The 16767-nt window shown below is 39.7% G+C and carries 16 protein-coding genes; 3 read left to right on the forward strand and 13 right to left on the reverse strand.

The window, feature by feature from the left end; translation table 11 throughout:
- Positions 1-5: 5 nt before the first annotated feature.
- Positions 6-746: a hypothetical protein gene (locus J2S74_RS04055; RefSeq protein WP_307322151.1), complete on the reverse strand. Its 741-nt coding sequence runs from the start codon at positions 744-746 to the stop codon at positions 6-8.
- Positions 747-767: 21 nt separating this feature from the next.
- Complete coding sequence (locus J2S74_RS04060) at positions 768-1262, reverse strand: small multi-drug export protein (RefSeq protein WP_307322152.1); 495 nt, start codon at positions 1260-1262, stop codon at positions 768-770.
- A gap of 218 nt (positions 1263-1480) precedes the next feature.
- Between J2S74_RS04060 and rbsK the strand changes: the two genes are divergently transcribed.
- The gene (gene rbsK, locus J2S74_RS04065) at positions 1481-2398 is read left to right on the forward strand and encodes a ribokinase (protein ID WP_307322153.1); all 918 of its coding nucleotides are present in this window, start codon (positions 1481-1483) and stop codon (positions 2396-2398) included.
- 115 nt (positions 2399-2513) lie between these two features.
- Here rbsK and J2S74_RS04070 read toward each other — a convergent pair whose 3' ends face one another.
- From J2S74_RS04070 to J2S74_RS04080, 3 genes are all read right to left on the reverse strand, one after another.
- Positions 2514-3158: a nucleotidyltransferase family protein gene (locus tag J2S74_RS04070; RefSeq protein WP_307322157.1), complete on the reverse strand. Its 645-nt coding sequence runs from the start codon at positions 3156-3158 to the stop codon at positions 2514-2516.
- Positions 3155-4213, reverse strand: coding sequence for an XdhC family protein (locus tag J2S74_RS04075; RefSeq protein ID WP_307322159.1), 1059 nt, complete (start codon positions 4211-4213; stop codon positions 3155-3157). Before J2S74_RS04075 ends, J2S74_RS04070 begins: the two co-directional genes overlap by 4 nt.
- Positions 4214-4439: 226 nt before the next feature.
- Entirely contained in the window at positions 4440-6800 is a 2361-nt protein-coding gene (locus J2S74_RS04080) for an ATP-dependent DNA helicase (protein ID WP_307322161.1), read from the reverse strand.
- Positions 6801-7085: 285 nt separating this feature from the next.
- Here J2S74_RS04080 and J2S74_RS04085 point away from each other — a divergent pair, with 285 nt between their 5' ends.
- Positions 7086-7700 carry a polysaccharide deacetylase family protein gene (locus J2S74_RS04085; RefSeq protein WP_307322163.1) on the forward strand — a complete coding sequence of 205 codons (615 nt, stop codon included), beginning with the start codon at positions 7086-7088 and terminating at the stop codon, positions 7698-7700.
- Between the two features lie 52 nt (positions 7701-7752).
- On the opposite strand, the gene J2S74_RS04090 is transcribed toward J2S74_RS04085, so the two are convergent.
- Complete coding sequence (locus J2S74_RS04090; protein WP_307322165.1) at positions 7753-8970, reverse strand: S8 family peptidase; 1218 nt, start codon at positions 8968-8970, stop codon at positions 7753-7755.
- A 278-nt stretch (positions 8971-9248) separates the two neighbouring features.
- Between J2S74_RS04090 and J2S74_RS04095 the strand changes: the two genes are divergently transcribed.
- Positions 9249-9374 (forward strand): hypothetical protein, encoded by a 126-nt coding sequence (locus J2S74_RS04095; protein WP_307322168.1) that lies wholly within the window; start codon positions 9249-9251, stop codon positions 9372-9374.
- A gap of 60 nt (positions 9375-9434) precedes the next feature.
- Here J2S74_RS04095 and J2S74_RS04100 read toward each other — a convergent pair whose 3' ends face one another.
- The 7 genes from J2S74_RS04100 to J2S74_RS04130 all read right to left on the reverse strand — a co-directional run bounded on the left by J2S74_RS04100 (position 9435) and on the right by J2S74_RS04130 (position 16569).
- Positions 9435-11174, reverse strand: a complete 1740-nt coding sequence (locus J2S74_RS04100) for a putative ABC transporter permease subunit (protein ID WP_307322171.1) — start codon at positions 11172-11174, stop codon at positions 9435-9437.
- Complete coding sequence (locus J2S74_RS04105) at positions 11171-11989, reverse strand: ABC transporter ATP-binding protein (protein WP_307322174.1); 819 nt, start codon at positions 11987-11989, stop codon at positions 11171-11173. The genes J2S74_RS04100 and J2S74_RS04105 overlap by 4 nt, the downstream gene beginning before the upstream one ends.
- Positions 11990-12096: 107 nt before the next feature.
- Positions 12097-13086, reverse strand: a complete 990-nt coding sequence (locus tag J2S74_RS04110; RefSeq protein ID WP_307322177.1) for a DUF4003 family protein — start codon at positions 13084-13086, stop codon at positions 12097-12099.
- A 237-nt stretch (positions 13087-13323) separates the two neighbouring features.
- Positions 13324-13503 carry an H-type small acid-soluble spore protein gene (locus tag J2S74_RS04115; protein WP_307322180.1) on the reverse strand — a complete coding sequence of 60 codons (180 nt, stop codon included), beginning with the start codon at positions 13501-13503 and terminating at the stop codon, positions 13324-13326.
- Between the two features lie 80 nt (positions 13504-13583).
- Positions 13584-14423, reverse strand: coding sequence for a S1 family peptidase (locus tag J2S74_RS04120; RefSeq protein ID WP_307322182.1), 840 nt, complete (start codon positions 14421-14423; stop codon positions 13584-13586).
- A 104-nt stretch (positions 14424-14527) separates the two neighbouring features.
- A complete protein-coding gene (locus tag J2S74_RS04125) occupies positions 14528-15760 on the reverse strand; it encodes an MFS transporter (protein ID WP_307322183.1) in 1233 nt (410 codons plus the stop codon).
- A 353-nt stretch (positions 15761-16113) separates the two neighbouring features.
- Positions 16114-16569: a DUF2512 family protein gene (locus tag J2S74_RS04130; protein WP_307322186.1), complete on the reverse strand. Its 456-nt coding sequence runs from the start codon at positions 16567-16569 to the stop codon at positions 16114-16116.
- Between the last annotated feature and the right edge of the window lie 198 nt (positions 16570-16767).

The following is a 16767-nucleotide window of genomic DNA, read 5'->3' on the forward strand; positions in this document are numbered from 1 at the left end:
TTCCTTTACATGTAGTCCCTCTTTTTTAATCGAACCGTCAGTAATTTACTCCAAAGATAACAGCCTGATATTCCAATAAGGAAGGAAATAAATGCTATCATCCACCCATAATCTCTAATTAAAAGAAGGACCCACTCCACAATGCCGTAACCGACGTAAGAATAAAAACTAAGTAACACAATTACAAATATGGCCAATATAAATAATGGAGAAAGGTGGAGCATCTTTCCGTTCGTACCGTATTCAATGAAAGGATTAATCCCGCTTAAGGCAAGGGCGTAACCAAACCATACAAAAATAAATATAATAAACTCCACCGGTGAGATATATTGATACAACGTAAATGATGCGAAAATAGCAATCGTTCCGTAAAAAACGATAGATAGAATCCCTAAAGTGATTAAGCTAAACAGGGTCCTGCTTAACCCTAAGGTTGCAACCGGAATTGGTAAGGTACGATAAAAAGCCATCCGTTTACTAAAGGGATCTTCCTTCACCGTCTCAAAATTTAAGTATGGACGAGACATAAATATAGCCCCTAAACATGGTGTCATGGCGACGAACATAATATCAATGAGAACTTTATTGTAAAACGTTACATCTGATCCAAACAAATGTCTTGCTGCCTGCTCTAATAATGTTGCTGAAAGAGTAGCAAAAAATATTGTCATTAATATGGTAAATAGAAGTCCCACCCAGTTATATTTTAATTCTTTTCTCGCTAACCAGAATGCTTGTTGCATCACCTTATCCCTCCTTATACCTACTTACTGAAAAATGTTTTGGAGAAAACCATCGTCTTCTCTTCCTAGTAAATCAATTCCTAAAACGGCTAAAATCGTTAATACAATGGTCCAAAGTGTAATACTTATCGTCATCCAATAAAAGGTTCTTTTCTTCGTTCCTCCTAATGAGATACTCATAAAAGCAGTTAAGTGACTTCCCACAAACATCGGACCAATAATAGCTAACCCAGGCAATCCATACTTTTTCCAAATATTTTGTGCCCGTTTTGTTCGTTTGCTTTCTCCCTTCTCTACATCCCCTTCTTTCCTTCTTCTTCTCCATTCTTTAATTTTATTAACAAATAAGATGACAACTAAAACAGTAAGAATGTTTCCCACTAACCCTAATATGATCGCTGGTGCTGGCGATAGACCAGCCACGATCGATATGGGAATCACAACACATGCTTCGAGAAACGGTGTTGCAGATAATAAAAAGACAAGTATATAAGCCCAAAGGAATTCAATAAAATCCATCATAACATCCCCTTTCAGTGTTATAGTGTGTATATCAATATAAACACTATAACACCAAAAAGTGAATTTGAAAAGTAAGAAATTGGAAATATACAAAATTTAGGTGTAGTTTGTGCTTTTTCCAATTTATAAGGAGAAACACCTTAAGTACAGGTCTATCTTTACTAGCCCTTTGCTATAATAAATGGAGCAATTAAATTTTCAAGGAGGCGAAGGTAATGGACACTCCTAAAATAACTGTAGTTGGTAGCTTAAACATGGATTTAGTTATTTCATTAGAGGTAATGCCACAAATAGGTGAAACGGTACATGGAGACTCCATTCATTATATACCTGGGGGCAAGGGTGCTAATCAAGCTGTGGGATGTGCAAGATTAGGTGCTGATGTCACAATGATCGGAGCCGTGGGAGATGATCTTTTTGGGAAAAGAATACTTGAAGAAATGGAACAGTATGGACTTTCTCAAGATGGAATTTTCACTTTGAAAAATGAGTCTACAGGGATAGCAAGTATTTACCACACTAAAGAGGATAACTCCATTGCTATTGTCCCGGGGACGAACGGAAAGCTTACACCAGAAATGGTAAAGTCCTATAGGGATGTAATCGCTGCATCTGATATTGTACTGCTTCAGCTGGAAATTCCAATGGAAACCGTACATGAGTCCCTTCGTATAGCACGTTCATCGGGTGTAAAAACAGTATTAAATCCAGCACCAGTTAATCCCCTATCACCAGAGTTACTACAATTAGTAGATGTTATCACTCCTAATGAGACAGAGTTTGAAATGTTGATTGGGAAAAAGGCAGATAGATCTGATGCTGAATTGTTTGAAGCCATTCGTACATGGGAATCTAAATTTGGAAATAAATTAATTGTTACCCGTGGAAAACACGGGGCAACCCATATTATTGAAGGAAAATTAGAGCATGTTACAGCTCCTCTAGTAGAAGTAGTAGATACGACAGGGGCAGGGGATTGTTTTAATGCAGCACTTTCCTATGGTTTAGCAAAACAATGGGAGTGGAAAGAAATCTTATCCTTTGCCGTTCGAGCAGCTTCCATTTCCGTTACCAAATTTGGTGCCCAAGGAGGAATGCCAACGCTAGGACAGATCACCAATTCTACCGATTAATTTAATACAATCAAAAAAGAGGGTACTCCAAGTTTTTGAGCCACCCTCTTCATAACCCTACTGACCTGCCATTTCTTTTCACAACCTGCCTTTTGGAAAAATGATGTCACAGTGCTCAATTTTCCCATTTTCCTTTTTCCAATTCTAGGACAATCCTTTGGGCTCGTTGATAATCATCTGGTGTATCAACATCAAAGTGAATATACGGATCTTCAAGATGTATCATTTCTTTTTCTTCCATACTTCGCCACAGAGCCCTTCCCCCTTTGTTCCATGTTGTATGAAGCTTACTTATGTTTCCAAAAAATACAGGGTGCCCCGGTCTTCCCTTATGATGAGGGCGGATAGCAAAGGGAGTCTGTTCCTTCTCCAACCGTTCTGCTCCATTGCCCATTATCCGGCTAATAACCTTATTTTGAATAAATGGCTGATCACCTAAAAAGAACATTACCCCTTCTTGCTGATGGGAAAGGGAGGCTTCCATCCCTTTTTTAAAGGAATGGTGCTGCCCTAACTTATATTCATCATTGTCCAGCCAAATTAGCCTAGGATCATTGATGTTGATTTGAGATTTTATTTTCTCCCTTTCGTGTCCAACGACGACAATAATTTTAGAAAAAGGGTGGGTTTGAATCTTTTTAATGACTCGCTCTAAAATGGATTCACCACTTAGCTGTAGCAACTGCTTTGCTTTTCCCCTTCCCATTCGTGATGACATGCCGGCAGCGAGAATGACAGCTGATATGTTGTTTTGGTTCATAGCATTGCCCACTTTCTTTTACGGCTAAGCGCTCTTCTTTTATTTCGTTCCTTAATTAACTCAGCTAAAATACTAATACTAATTTCTTCGGCACCTTCTGCGTGTATATCCACTCCAACTGGAGAGTGAAGCCACTCTGGAATTTTTGTAGAACCTAACAACCGTTTTGTCCTTTCCCTCGGCCCTAAAATTCCAACGTACTTTAAGGGAGGAGTCATTTCTTGAAGATAGTTTAATACGTATCGATCCCTTTCAAAGTGGTGGTTCATAATCAAAACGTAACTATTTTCCTTTATTTCATTACTTGCCAAATATCTTTCCGGATGCTCCACAATCAGCTCCTTCCCATTGGGGAAATTCCTCTCATTACAACGGGTTTCTCTTGGATCAATGACAATTGGTGAAAAGGAAAATTCAGCTGCCCTTCTAACAACCGGTTCCACATCCATACCAGCACCGAAAATATAAAGAAAATCCTCTCCTTCCAAACGCTCCATTAAATAATCCTCATCCTTACTAAACGTAACGTATTTTAATGGACGCTCTTCCCTTATAAACTCCATAACTTGAGTATTTAATTCTCTTCCAATAGCAAAGGGCAAAGTTCCCACTTCCTCACCATTTGTAAAAAATAATGCGGGCATTGTTGAAATTTCTCCTTCTTTCACTTTTCGAACAGATATAATATGCTTCCCTATTTCTAAATGAGAAAAAACAGTTTCAAAGTAAGGACCCCATTGCAGAGACTCAAGTAAAATCCTTACTTTTCCGTTACAGCCAGCTCCTTGCCCCCAACCAATGTCATCTTCCGCCCTTAGGTCATACGTCATGATTTTCGTCAGTTTATTGTAAAGTACCTCTTCTGTATGGACTTGTAAATCCTCTTCTAAACAACCTCCACTGATGGTTCCGTACCGCTGACCATTATTGCAAAAAAGCATTTTTGCCCCTTCATGTCGATAGGCGGAACCAATTACTTCAATTACTGTTGCTATACAAAATGATTGATGAGCATTTTTCTGTATCATTTTTAGAAAGTTATAAAACTCCTTCATTACCTATCCCCCTAATCATCCTTTGTAATATGTATGCATTCCCCAAAGGATCTCATACATAAAAAGCACTCCTCCACATGGAAAAGTGCTTTCACAAGTATTTTCATGGATTTGACAAAACACAACATCATTTCCTCGGAAATGACGTCATAAAAGAACATTTCCTTGGAAATTTTATCACTATTCTAGAATCTTCTTATTTGATTAGATTTCCACAGGGAATATGTTAATAACCGTATACTACCTCAAAGTCTTTCCATTCGTAGGGCAATAGTGCCTGATATTTGGGAGTTAAAAAGCGATCATCGATTAACACAAGCTGTCCCGTGTCGGTCTCTGTACGAATAAGTCTGCCCCCAGCTTGGAGAACTTTACTGATTCCTGGGTAAACATAGGCATAATCATAGCCGTTTTTCCCAATGGATTGAAAGTATTTTCTAATAATTTCTTGCTCCGTGTTGAATTGAGGTAAACCAACCCCAACAACAATAACACCTTTAAGCCTGTCCCCTTTTAAATCAATCCCTTCAGAAAAGATGCCCCCTAAAACGGCAAAACCTAGCACCCCTTTTTGATGATTTCCTTGGAATTTCTGTAAAAACTCTTCCCGCTCTCCCTCATTCATAGTATTAGATTGAATGATCGTAGGAACTTCCGGAAACTGCTCTGTAAACTCCCCATAAACGAGAGCCATATATTGATAGGACGGGAAGAAAATCAATATATTCCCTCCAATATGGGCTGCCCTTTCCTTTATCACATCGACAATTCTCTGACTTGTTCTATCCCTATCTTTAAATCTTGTAGAGACATTTACAATGGTGGTGTCTAATTGATCACGATTAAACGGGGAGTCCAGTGATAACGTATAATCTTCACTAGTACCACCTAACATCTCCTTATAATAATTACCTGGAATGAGGGTAGCAGAAAAGAACACCGTTCCCCGATAGTTTTTCGTCCCTTCGCGAAGAAGCTTAGAGGGATTCATGCACATAAGCTTTATAATTACTTCACTTTTGTTTCGTTCGAAATAGGTAATGTAATTTTCGTCATAAAGTTTATTAATTTTCAAATACGTATTTGCCTCGAAGTAAGCCTCCAGGAGCACATCCAGCCCCTCACTATTAGAATTACGTGGCAGCCACTCCTCACATATTTCGACAAATTGCTGGAGCAAATTTGGTAATTCTTCTAGGGGCTCTTCCTGTGTCGTGTAGGGGTCTGAAAGCCGCTCTTTTTTTAAGTTTAGCAAAAACATATTTACTTGATTGGCTGATTGAGAGATACTCTTGTCCCTTTTGGAAAACTCCCTTTTCACCTCTAAGAATAACGATTTACGAATGGATGCTGAATACATCGTTTGAGCCCTATCAACTAGATTATGAGCTTCATCTACTAGTAAAGCATAACTATTTTTATTTTCACCAGATAGCCGTTTTAACGTTACCCTGGGATCAAACACATAGTTATAATCACAGATGATGGCATCAGCAAGCATTGCCGCATCTAAGGAAAATTCAAAAGGACAGACAGTATGCTTTTTAGCGTACTTTTCTATCGTTTCCCGGTCCAGCTTATCCTCATTTTCATATAAATCCAAAATTGCTTCATTAATCCTGTCATAATAACCGTTAGCAAACTCACAGTATTCCTTTTGACATATGGTTTCTTCCTTGAAACAAATTTTATCCTTGGCCGTGATGGTACACACCTTCATGCGAAGTCCCTTTTCCCTCAGAAGAGAAAAGGTTTCCTCCGCTACAGTCCGGGTAATGGTTTTTGCTGTTATATAGACCAGTTTTTGAATTTTTTCCTCCCCGATGGCTTTTACGGTTGGAAAAATAGTAGACACGGTCTTTCCAATACCCGTTGGAGCCTTCACGAACAGTTTTTTATCATCAAGGATGGTCTTATAGGTGGCCACTGCCATATCCCGTTGTCCTTTACGATAGCTTTCAAAGGGAAAGGTGAGCTGCTGAATGGAGTTTATTTTCTCCTTTGTAAATGCGGCTGTGATGGCAGCAAATTTGATATAGCCGTTGAGCACAGTAAACATAAAAGCCTCTAATTCCTCAAAAGTAAAGGACTTCCTCGTGGACTTTATTTCATCTGTTTTCACATCTGCGTAGGTAACTTGTACGTTGATTTCTTTTAGCTCATGCTCTTTTGCATACATATAACCGTAGAGCTTAGCCTGTGCCCAATGGACCTGGTTCCCTTCTGGGTCAATATGGGATAGTCCCCTTGAAGCAGACTTGATTTCATCAATGGTTACCCCGTCTTGAAAGAGAACACCATCGCATCTCCCTTCTAATAGAAAGGTGAAGTCTTTATAGTTGATTGCGGCAGTCAGATGCACTTCCTTTCGATCGTCAGGATCGTACTTTTTCTGAACTTTTTGATGCGTTTTGATCCCGTCTGTTAGGGCCGTATTTTTCACCTGGAGTGTTGTATCAATACTTCCACTGTTATAGACATATTCCACTAAACTCCGGACGGAAATTTCAATTTTGTCGCTCACAACATCACCCAGTTCCACTTTTATATAAAAAATTAGTCTATTTTCTTCGTTAGTTTCTTTCATTTTAGCACATACGTTCTATCTAGTGAACTAGATGGTAGCTGTATGTGCGATTTTTGAGGTTATATGTGCTATAATCTAGTTTCTATGTGCGATTATCATGGTTCTATGTGCGATTATTAACCCTCTATGTGCGATTCGACTAAATTAAACAAAATTAGATAATCTTCACACCCTCCCACCAAAAAAATATGCAGGTATTTTTATAATTATCATTCATATCCTGATCAAAATTGATTAAAATGAACTAAACATATAAAGGAGGTCTTCCAAATGCGGACTCCATGAGTGGTAACGGATGAGGTCGTGTACGATCTCCAAGACGATAGATGGCTAAAAAATTTAGCACAACTTAAAAAAGACCAGAAAAAGGTTGTCCTTACTTTTGACGATGGACCTGGTAGACATTTGAACAGTATCTTGGATATTTTGCAGCAAAAAAATGCTCCGGCAATGTTCTTCTGGCAATCTAGATTATTACATCCTAAAAGACCGTGGAAAAGGGTGCTAGACGAAGGACATATTATTGGCTCCCATGCCCACAATCATAAAAATTTAACAAACCTTTCCCGAGAACAACAATATAGGCAAATAAAGGGAAGTTTAGAAAAAATAGAAGCAGTCACTGACCAGAAAGTCCGTTATTTCCGCCCTCCTTTTGGACAATACAATGAGGACACGATGGACATCATGGAGGAATTAGAGTTAACCCCCGTTATGTGGGAGATTTCCTCTTACGATTGGGAGCATAAGGAAAAACCAGAGAAAATCTTCTGTAATGTGATAGAAAATATTCAACCAGGCTCGATTATCCTTCTTCACGAACTGGAACAAACCGTATCCATCCTTCCAGAGCTAATAGATGAAATAAAGGAAAAAGGCTACGAAATTTCCCTCCCATAAAAAAGACGATGGTACAAACAGTACACATCGTCTTTTCTAAATTAATTAAGGTTTAAGGTCGGCCATTCCCCGGTCTACCAGATCCACTGTCATCATCATCCTGGCCGCCTCCATTACCGCCACCGGATCCGGTATATTCGATAGCATCAAGTGCCTGCACAAGTCCATACCCATATTGGTTGGATCCTCCTAAATTAATTGCAGTTGCACGTAATAGTTCACGTAATTCCACATTAGATAGCTCAGGTTTTTCTGCCCAGATGAGTGCAGCAACACCTGCCACATGCGGGGATGCCATAGAAGTTCCATTGTAACTAGCGTAATCATTACCTGGAACCGTACTTAATACCCTTACTCCAGGTGCAGATAGCTCTACAGCAGGTCCAGTACTGGAGAAGGATGCTCTATTATTATTTTCATCCACAGCAGCTACAGCAATAACAGAATCATATTTTGCTGGATAGCCAACAGAATCGTTATTTCCACCACGGTTTCCACTGTTACCTGCAGCAGCCACTAATAGAATTCCAGAGTCATAGGCAAGATCACAGAATTCCTTTAAAATAGAGGAGCTATGGGAGCCGCCAAGACTCATATTAATAATGTCCATTCCATTTTCAATAGACCACTCAATTCCCTCTGCAATACCAGCGTAGGATCCACTTCCGCTATTGTTTAAAACCTTTACCGCATATAGCTCTGCATCATAAGCTACCCCAAGAACACCGAGATTGTTATTTAATGCTGCAACTGTACCTGCCACATGTGTACCGTGCCCGCTGCCATCATAGAACGGATCACTATTATCGGCATCGGAGAAAACGGAATGTCCATTTGGTTGAACATTAAGATCCTCATGGGTATTATCAATTCCCGTATCAAGAATGGCTACTTTCACACCATTCCCCGTATAACCTTCCCCATGTGCATCTGTCCCTTGAACATGTGGAATACCCCACGGAACTGTCTGACCTAGTGCTTGAACCTCTGCATTTTCTTCTAAATATTTAATCTTAGGGTGGTTACTTAATCCGAATGCTTGTTTCTCCGTTAATTGTAAGTGTACAACGGGAAGTGCATTAAACTCATGGAAAACATCTTCTTCACTAACACCAAAAGCAGTAAGTAATCCGTGATTCACCGGCCCGTTAAATTGAACTAAGTATTCGCCACTCTTCCCTTCAGAGGAAACCCCTTGTGCACCGATCGATGGCACAATTAAAACAAAGCAAAGCGACAGCATGAATAAAACAGATAAAGTTTTCTTCACCTAATCCCTCCTAAGAAAAATTGAATGTTACTGTATTCATACATATATGAAAAATATTCAAATATTCTAAATAATTAATGTTTCGTTCTCCGAAGGGATAAAATCGTACAAAAGTCATACGAAGTTGAAAAACAAAAGTATTGACGAGGTAATTTGCAACTTTTAGATGAGAAATAAATCAGACCATAGGAGTAGTGAAAACCAACCCCCAGTATGTTTAGGGAAATATTTCTAAGGGATAAAATGTATTTAAGTTAAGAAACGGGGAGGTTAGAAAGATGACAATCCTAACACTCATTAGAAACTACATCAAACCAAATTTAGATAAAATACACCGAACAGAACAATACATGAACCAACATCAAATTAAAATACACCAACAATTCGAAAACAGATTTTTGTAAAATGTACGATAGTTAATAGGAAAGGCTTAGCCTCCAAATGGCTAAGCCTTTCTAACTGATTTATAGCTTTTTCAATTTCCCCCCAGATCCGTCTACTATCGTAATTTGAATACCTTGATCAATTCTTTTGGCACTAAGCCATAGGAATAAATACGTAATGGTTAAGGATGCAATAACCAACGTCAATATCCCCACAAGCATGCTCCAGTCCCCTAATAGGTTTTTGACAGATAATACTCCTGTCACAATGGAAGCAAGGAAAGATAAGAAGCCTAACGAGCTCTCTGAAAAATTACTAATCTGCAGCTGAAATTCCGTAGGCATAAAGAGCAAGACAGCGATGGCAAACATTAATAGCATATAAGGAATATTTATAAAGATGAGTAAAAAGCCAGTTCCAGTCTCGATTCTTTGTTGAGGGTTGTTAGGATTATACTTTCCTCCAATGGTTCCTGCCCATAGTCCAATACTGCTCATTCCTAAAGAAATGAAACCGATGCTTAATACCCCTGCAACTCCTAAATACCAGGCCCATCCTAAGAAAAACGTTAAAACTATTTCAAGGATAATGACAAAGCTAAAAGGTATCAACCAATGAATCCACAACTTCCCTAATGCAATTTGCATACCTGTTAATGGCAGTGTCCTTAATATCCAAACTGCCTTCTCTTCCCGACCAATGCTAGATGCGGAAAAGTTTCCCATGAGCATCGTAAAGAAAAAAATAATCATTGCATGTGCCACAAGCCAGCTAATTAACGGATTATGAATAATCGCCTGCCGCGTACCTTCATTGGTCATAAGGGCAACTATAGGAAAAATCATAATGACAAGCAACGGTAAAAAGGTCAGCCATTCCCTAGGGTCTCGTTGAACAGCACGTAGCTCCTTCATTCCAAGAAAGATGATAGGGTGCTTCAATAAACCAGATTTTTTCATTGGACGCTTCCGTTTTTTCTTTCTTGACGTCCCTTCACTTAATCGAATCCAGCCTGTCCGGAATCCCTTTTCCACAATAGTAGACGTTAAAAGGGAAACGATCACTGCAAAAACTACTGCACTAATGGCCCAAACAAAGGCGGTAAAGGAGAAGCCTTGACTGAAAAGGGACAGAGACTCTCCAGCCCAAGTAGTGGGCAGCAGCACTGGAAGAGTGGGGAGCTCAGAGGTTAAGCCCACTGATACTCTGTTCCACCCCATAATATTAGGTAGTTGAAAAAGAATGATAACGAAGAGCCCAGCCATCCCCGTCATGAGTGTCATCAATTCATTTGCTCTGCTTCTAGGAATAATTTGAATAAGAACTAGATTAAATAAATAGGCAATGGTCAAGCCAATTAACACCACAGCCAAAGAAACAAGTGGAACTGCCACATAATAGAAACCACTGACATTAGCTCCGGATCCGAACACTACAAAAAAGAGTACTAATAAAATCCAAACAAATCCTGCTGTGGAAAAAAAGCTTTGTATATACTTCACCCAAAATATATGCTTCGTTGCTACGGGCAGGGTAAATAAAAACTCCACATCTCTAGACGAAAACAAATGTTTAAATACTTGAGGAATAGCGAACAGCATCGTTAAGATAACGGCAGACAAAGCAATGATGGAAAACAAGCTTGCCAGGAATTCCACCGGTAAAATTTCTCCTAATGCCCTGACTCCCAAAATAAAAATTGGCAAAAACATCAGACCCAAGAAGCCAACTGCAACGATAGGCAGGATTTGTCCCGCCCGCAATCCGGAAAAGGTTCGTTTGAACTGTTTCCAATATATTTGTAAGAGGAGCTTCGTCATTTTCCATTCACATCCTCAGATTCCAAGCTTCGAATGAGTTCTGCAGAGTCCTCACCAGCGGTCAATTCTAAAAAGATATCCTCTAACGTTGCTTTATCGTTTCCACCTTGCGCCCTTAATTCCTCCATCGTACCAAGGGCCAGCAACGACCCATTCGTAATGATTCCCACCCGGTCACACATATTTTCTGCAATTTCTAATATATGTGTGGACATAAATACAGTCGTCCCTTGATCACATAGCTCCCTTAACAACTCCTTCAATTTACGGGCACTTCCAGGGTCAAGTCCTACAGTAGGTTCGTCTAAAAAAATAACCTTCGGATCATGGACTAAAGCGCCTACTAAAGCTATCTTCTGCTTCATCCCATGGGAATAGCTCTCCAATAGATCCTCTGCACTGTCCGTTAAATGAAACATATGTAAATATTTCTCTGCCCGCTCTAAGAAGTCATCTTCATTAACTTGGTACACCGAAGCTATGAATCTAAGAAATTCCCAACCTGTTAATTTAGGATACAAATTTGGCTGGTCCGGTAGATAGGCAATGTTTCTTTTTGCCTCCATTGGTTTCTTCCACATATCGAACCCGCAAATCTCTACGGTCCCTTCGGTGGGCTCCAACAAACCTGTCATCATTTTTATCGTCGTCGTTTTCCCCGCTCCGTTAGGTCCTAAGAAACCAAATAACTCTCCCTCCGATATAGTTAAGTTAAGGTGTTTCACCGCTTCCGTTTTTCCGTATGTTTTTTGAATATCCTTCAGTTCAATCGTCGCCATCACTCTTCCATCCTTCCCCTTTAAAAACCTTTTCAATTCCTATATATGGTAACACATTTTAATAAATACTACTGTTTTTGTTGAAAGGCTCATTCGCATAGATTGTAAAAAGCCGGTGGCTTCTGAAGCACCGGCTAGTAACGTTAATTATTATTGTTGGAAGCTATTATTACTGTTCTTGCCATGGCTGCAACCATAGCTGTCTGCTGCGCTTGAAGTATTGTTTCCATTGTCGTTTGCATACCTGTACTTACTAAACTAGTATGATCTACCTTATCTTTCACTGTAAAATGAATAGCCATGATAAAATTCATATCTTTATGCCACCGAAACAATTTCTCCTTATTTAGATGATCGTATAAATTCATGATATTAGTCACTTCTTTTTCCCCATCATCCAAGAGTGCAAGGACCCCTAACGCTGGGTAATACATAGGCTTTACAGACCTACCTACTTCCTTAAATTTATCTGTTATCATGCTGCACCGTTCCATAAGATCTTCGGAGTCGACTTCCTTTTGCAAGGATAAAACATGGGATAGAAATTGCAAATCATTCCCTTTACGGAAACCATTTTTCGATAAATTATCGTAATAGTAATCCGTTTCATCCATCAGGCTCTCCACATTTCGATCTGCCTGTGCTAATAAAACGGCTAATGGGTAGTCACTTTGCCCGGTCAAAAAAACATGCCTCTTTTTCATTTCTTCATATACCTCTGCGGCCCGTTCAATACTTACATTTAAGTCATCTAGCTTCGTTTCATTTGTCAGAAGACTAATTGCAGAGATATAAGTGAAATTCCCCCTTTTAAAACCCTTCTGGACAAGCTTGTCATAGATCTTCATATAATGATGGAATTTTTCCGTTGGATTATCAAAACGAAGAAGCAGCATTGTTGCAATGGTAAATCGCAGTGAAGACTTCAAGGAAGAGAAAACACCAACATTTTTATTAATGTAGTCACTAACATCAAGGAACTGCTGTATATCTAACTTTTTCCCCTTGATAATATAGAGAGCTGCAACCATTATTAGGGATCGTTCGTCGGATACGTGCCATTTTAGCTTTTTCCTCAATTGACCATAGGCATCTGTGAATTCATTGACGAGTTGATCCGAAACCTGCCCCATGAGAACACATCCTTTGTTCTTCTGATACTTGTATATACGTCGGGCAGTTGAAAATGTTTCAATTATTTATTAGGTTGATTCGATAATTATGAAAAAATGATAGCATTTCTTCATTTTTGCCCTAATATAAGTTTCGAATTCCATTGCCAATTTATGGTGGCTCGTCAACTTTGTCCTTTAAATTTTGGGCCCCTATAAAAAATTCGACAGGCCCACTGGTTACCTGTCGAATTTTTTTTAATGCTCCTGCAGACTTTTTATTTCCACGCTAAAACGGTTATCCGGTTCTTCCGTTGGAAATACATATGCCTTTTCTGCGTCTTGATCCACTGTTTCAATAAATACAGGAGTCCCTTTATAGGTCACTCGAATCATATCAGGGGAGTCTAAAATCTCTTGAACACGCTCTTTCTCCATTCGGCTTACCCTCCTTCACTATAATGACAAATATAGGTTTTCCCCTATTTAACCAAATATTCAATGGAAGGCATTCCAACTTAAAAATCATCGAGATATTTTTTGAAATAATCGACTGGCACAGCTAATCCTACGCGAATTCGATCCCCTTCATAATCAACCCGGGTGGTTGCATATACGACTCCCACAACTTTACCATCATGATTAATAACAGGACTCCCGCTGTTTCCTTTATAAATGGGTGCGTCAATCATAAGCATCGGGTCGTCCCTGTTTCTTGTTGGGGTAAGATCCAATACATGTCCCCGATTAGCAATAAAATTAAAAAATAACGGATTGCCAATAATATAAACGGGCAACCCTTCCTCCCACGTTTCTTCAAACTCAAGAACAGGTCGATCTAGGTTCTCCCCTTCAATCTGCAAAATGGCAATATCAATAGCAGGATCCTCCATCACGACAGATGCCGGATACCGTTTACCATCCTGGAAGGATACGGTCACCATCTGGGGGAGATTATCAATAACATGATAATTGGTCATAATATGCCCTTCATTAGAAATGTAAAAACCCGTTCCTTTGCTGTCCCCAGCCCTTACCACTACCACCGATTCCTTAAAGGCCTGCACATCTTCATTTTGGGAAAGCTCCCTTGAAATAGCCAAAAATTCAATGGAAGCTAAGTTAAATAGCTGGGGCCATAGGGAGAGAACATTGCTCAATAGAGCGACAGTCAGTATAGAAGCAATAGTGACCTTCAGCCATTTACCCGTTTTTTTCTTCTTTGGATCTATTTCCTCTTCTTCATCATCAGGATTAAAAAACTCTTCCCGCGTATAGTATCTTTCTCCGTCAAAATAAAGCTCTTCTTCCTCTTGGTTATGACTGTCCTTTTCTTTATCTTTATTAAATTCGTCCATTGTAACCCCCCTGCCCGACATCCTTCTCTTTATTTTACCATGTCCTACATTATTGCAAAAACTACAAAAGAGATGCCACAACTAGTGAGTGACACCTCTGCAAGTTAACTTATTACTGTTTTCTTTCTTTTCGATTCGGCCATTTTCCTGTTCATTACGGGTATGACCCTTGTTTTTACCAAAAAGACATTGACGAAAAGGAGGATTGCCGATACGATGAACAGGCTCCTCATTCCCGCAAAGGAGGCAAGCCAACCACCAGCGATAGGTCCGATCATTGTCCCTAAATACATAAAGCTGTTGGAAAAACCGTACGTGCGGCTTTCCATTCCTTCTGGGGCTAAATGGCGAATAAGGGAGTTGATGGATGGTAGGAGGCCCCCTAGACCAAGTCCAAGTAAAAACCGTAGGAATAGTAGCTGCCAATAGCTTTGTACAAAGGCTTGTGGCAAAGTAATAATCGCTGTAAACAGCAATCCAATTAGTAGTACAAAATGAGCCCCTTTCCGGTCACTTAACTTCCCTAAAAACGGGCTGGCAGACATGTTCGCAAACCCCATCACAGACATGACCAACCCTGCATAAAAGGCCACATTTTGTGAGGTAGTTAACTCCTGTACATACAATGACAAGAGCGGATTAATTCCAATAAGGGCGCATTGCACAATAAAAAATACAGTGAATAAGGTTAACATGGGTGAAGTTCCAGCAATTTTCTTGAAGTCTTGCAGTGTATTTGTTTTCACCTTTTCTTCTTTTTTCTCAAAGTTCTCTTTGACGAAAAACAACACACCGAAGGCTGCCACAAGAATCGTTGCTCCCGTTACGTAAAAAATCATGCGGAATCCCATTAAATCCGCCATAATTCCTCCGAACAACGGTCCACAAATACCGCCTGCAACGGCACCTGCCTGCAGCATTCCTAGGGCATATCCAACATGTTTTTTTGGCGTACTCATAGACATTAAGGCAATAGCTGCTGGGATAAATCCGGAGATCATTCCATTTAACAATCGAAGAAAAAGAAGTGACCAAGGTCCTATGGCAAATCCTGTGAGGGTGATGACGATGGCCATTCCGAAGCCTGATCGAAGTAGCATTAGTTTACGGCCATGGCGATCTGCCATACGGCCCCATAATGGTGCAAAAATAAAAGCAGATAAAAAGTTAGCTCCGAAGATAAATCCAGCCCAACGGCTTACAGCTTGCGGATCCGTAACACCGAGATCCTGAAGATAAAGTGGTAAAAAGGGGATAATCATTGTCATGGCTGCCATGACAAAAAACTGACAGACCATTAAAATATATAAATTCCGTTTCCAGTTTCCTTCTTGCATTTTTATTCACATCCTATTCTCTATCTTATTATATATTTCGAGTGACGAAACTTTCAAGGGCATATTGTAGTAATTTATTCGTTTTTCGAATTTTTCTTGAAACTTTTTATGAAAATATAAATCTGGTTGTCATTCGCTACGGTCCACTCCCTTTCCGCGGACGACCTGTCAAGCCCCCACGGGCTTTGCCCTGCGTGGTCTTGGCTTGCTCGTTCTTCCGCAGGAGTCTCGTGGACCTCCGCTCATTCCAAGGAGACTAAAAATTTTCATTCTCCATGGTGTGAAATTCTCATTAGCATGGGGCTACAATGAAAAAAGGAGCAGCTTCGAGGGCTGCTCCCTTTCGACGAATGCTATTTTTCTTCCTTATTTTTTGGAACTTCACTGTTCACATCCAACTCTTCTGCAAATTCGGTAATAAAGTTTATTCTCGGCTCTACCATTAGCTGGCCTTGTTCCATTTCCGGCAAAATGCTTTTTGTCATGTATCTATGGAAAAACCCTTCACTGACTGTTATAGCTAGTGCAGCGAAAAAGGACACAGCCCCGAAGATGAGCGGTCTTTCTATGAAAGCAGCCCCTAGTGTCACAATACCGATATAGGCTAATCCAAAATCAGAAAACACGGCAGATAAATGCCCAAGTTTCGGTAATATTACTAAGTCTCCTAAGATATAAGTAACAAAGCTTAGGATAAAGCTAATAGCGAGAACATCACCAATGAAAGCTTGATAGTAAATTCCTAAAATGAGGAACAGAATGGAAAAAGTAACGGCAAATTTTATAAAAAAGGCTTTTAAATGATTCATCAAGTTGACTCCTTTTGTTTTAACTGTCTCTTTCCACTCATTTTTACCAAAAGGAGAGTGTTCATACTGTATTTTTCCATATAAATAGGTGGACGTGTATCGGTTACCCGCCGTTATGGGGAGTTTACCCGTGGTGTCTTGGACCGTTACCCGCCATTACTCACTACTTACCCGCCGTCGCAGTAACTTTACCCGCCG

This window comes from Evansella vedderi, assembly GCF_030813435.1.
Classification (GTDB): Bacteria; Bacillota; Bacilli; order Bacillales; family Salisediminibacteriaceae; genus Evansella; species Evansella vedderi.

What these genes read in the sequence shown, in the direction of transcription:
- rbsK (WP_307322153.1), top strand. Translation starts at nt 1,481, where the DNA reads ATGGACACTCCTAAAATAACTGTAGTTGGTAGCTTAAACATGGATTTA.
- J2S74_RS04130 (WP_307322186.1), bottom strand. Translation starts at nt 16,569, where the DNA reads ATGAATCATTTAAAAGCCTTTTTTATAAAATTTGCCGTTACTTTTTCC.
- J2S74_RS04095 (WP_307322168.1), top strand. Translation starts at nt 9,249, where the DNA reads ATGACAATCCTAACACTCATTAGAAACTACATCAAACCAAATTTAGAT.
- J2S74_RS04060 (WP_307322152.1), bottom strand. Translation starts at nt 1,262, where the DNA reads ATGGATTTTATTGAATTCCTTTGGGCTTATATACTTGTCTTTTTATTA.
- J2S74_RS04115 (WP_307322180.1), bottom strand. Translation starts at nt 13,503, where the DNA reads ATGGAGAAAGAGCGTGTTCAAGAGATTTTAGACTCCCCTGATATGATT.
- J2S74_RS04075 (WP_307322159.1), bottom strand. Translation starts at nt 4,213, where the DNA reads ATGAAGGAGTTTTATAACTTTCTAAAAATGATACAGAAAAATGCTCAT.
- J2S74_RS04125 (WP_307322183.1), bottom strand. Translation starts at nt 15,760, where the DNA reads ATGCAAGAAGGAAACTGGAAACGGAATTTATATATTTTAATGGTCTGT.
- J2S74_RS04110 (WP_307322177.1), bottom strand. Translation starts at nt 13,086, where the DNA reads ATGGGGCAGGTTTCGGATCAACTCGTCAATGAATTCACAGATGCCTAT.
- J2S74_RS04100 (WP_307322171.1), bottom strand. Translation starts at nt 11,174, where the DNA reads ATGACGAAGCTCCTCTTACAAATATATTGGAAACAGTTCAAACGAACC.
- J2S74_RS04070 (WP_307322157.1), bottom strand. Translation starts at nt 3,158, where the DNA reads ATGAACCAAAACAACATATCAGCTGTCATTCTCGCTGCCGGCATGTCA.
- J2S74_RS04120 (WP_307322182.1), bottom strand. Translation starts at nt 14,423, where the DNA reads ATGGACGAATTTAATAAAGATAAAGAAAAGGACAGTCATAACCAAGAG.
- J2S74_RS04080 (WP_307322161.1), bottom strand. Translation starts at nt 6,800, where the DNA reads ATGAAAGAAACTAACGAAGAAAATAGACTAATTTTTTATATAAAAGTG.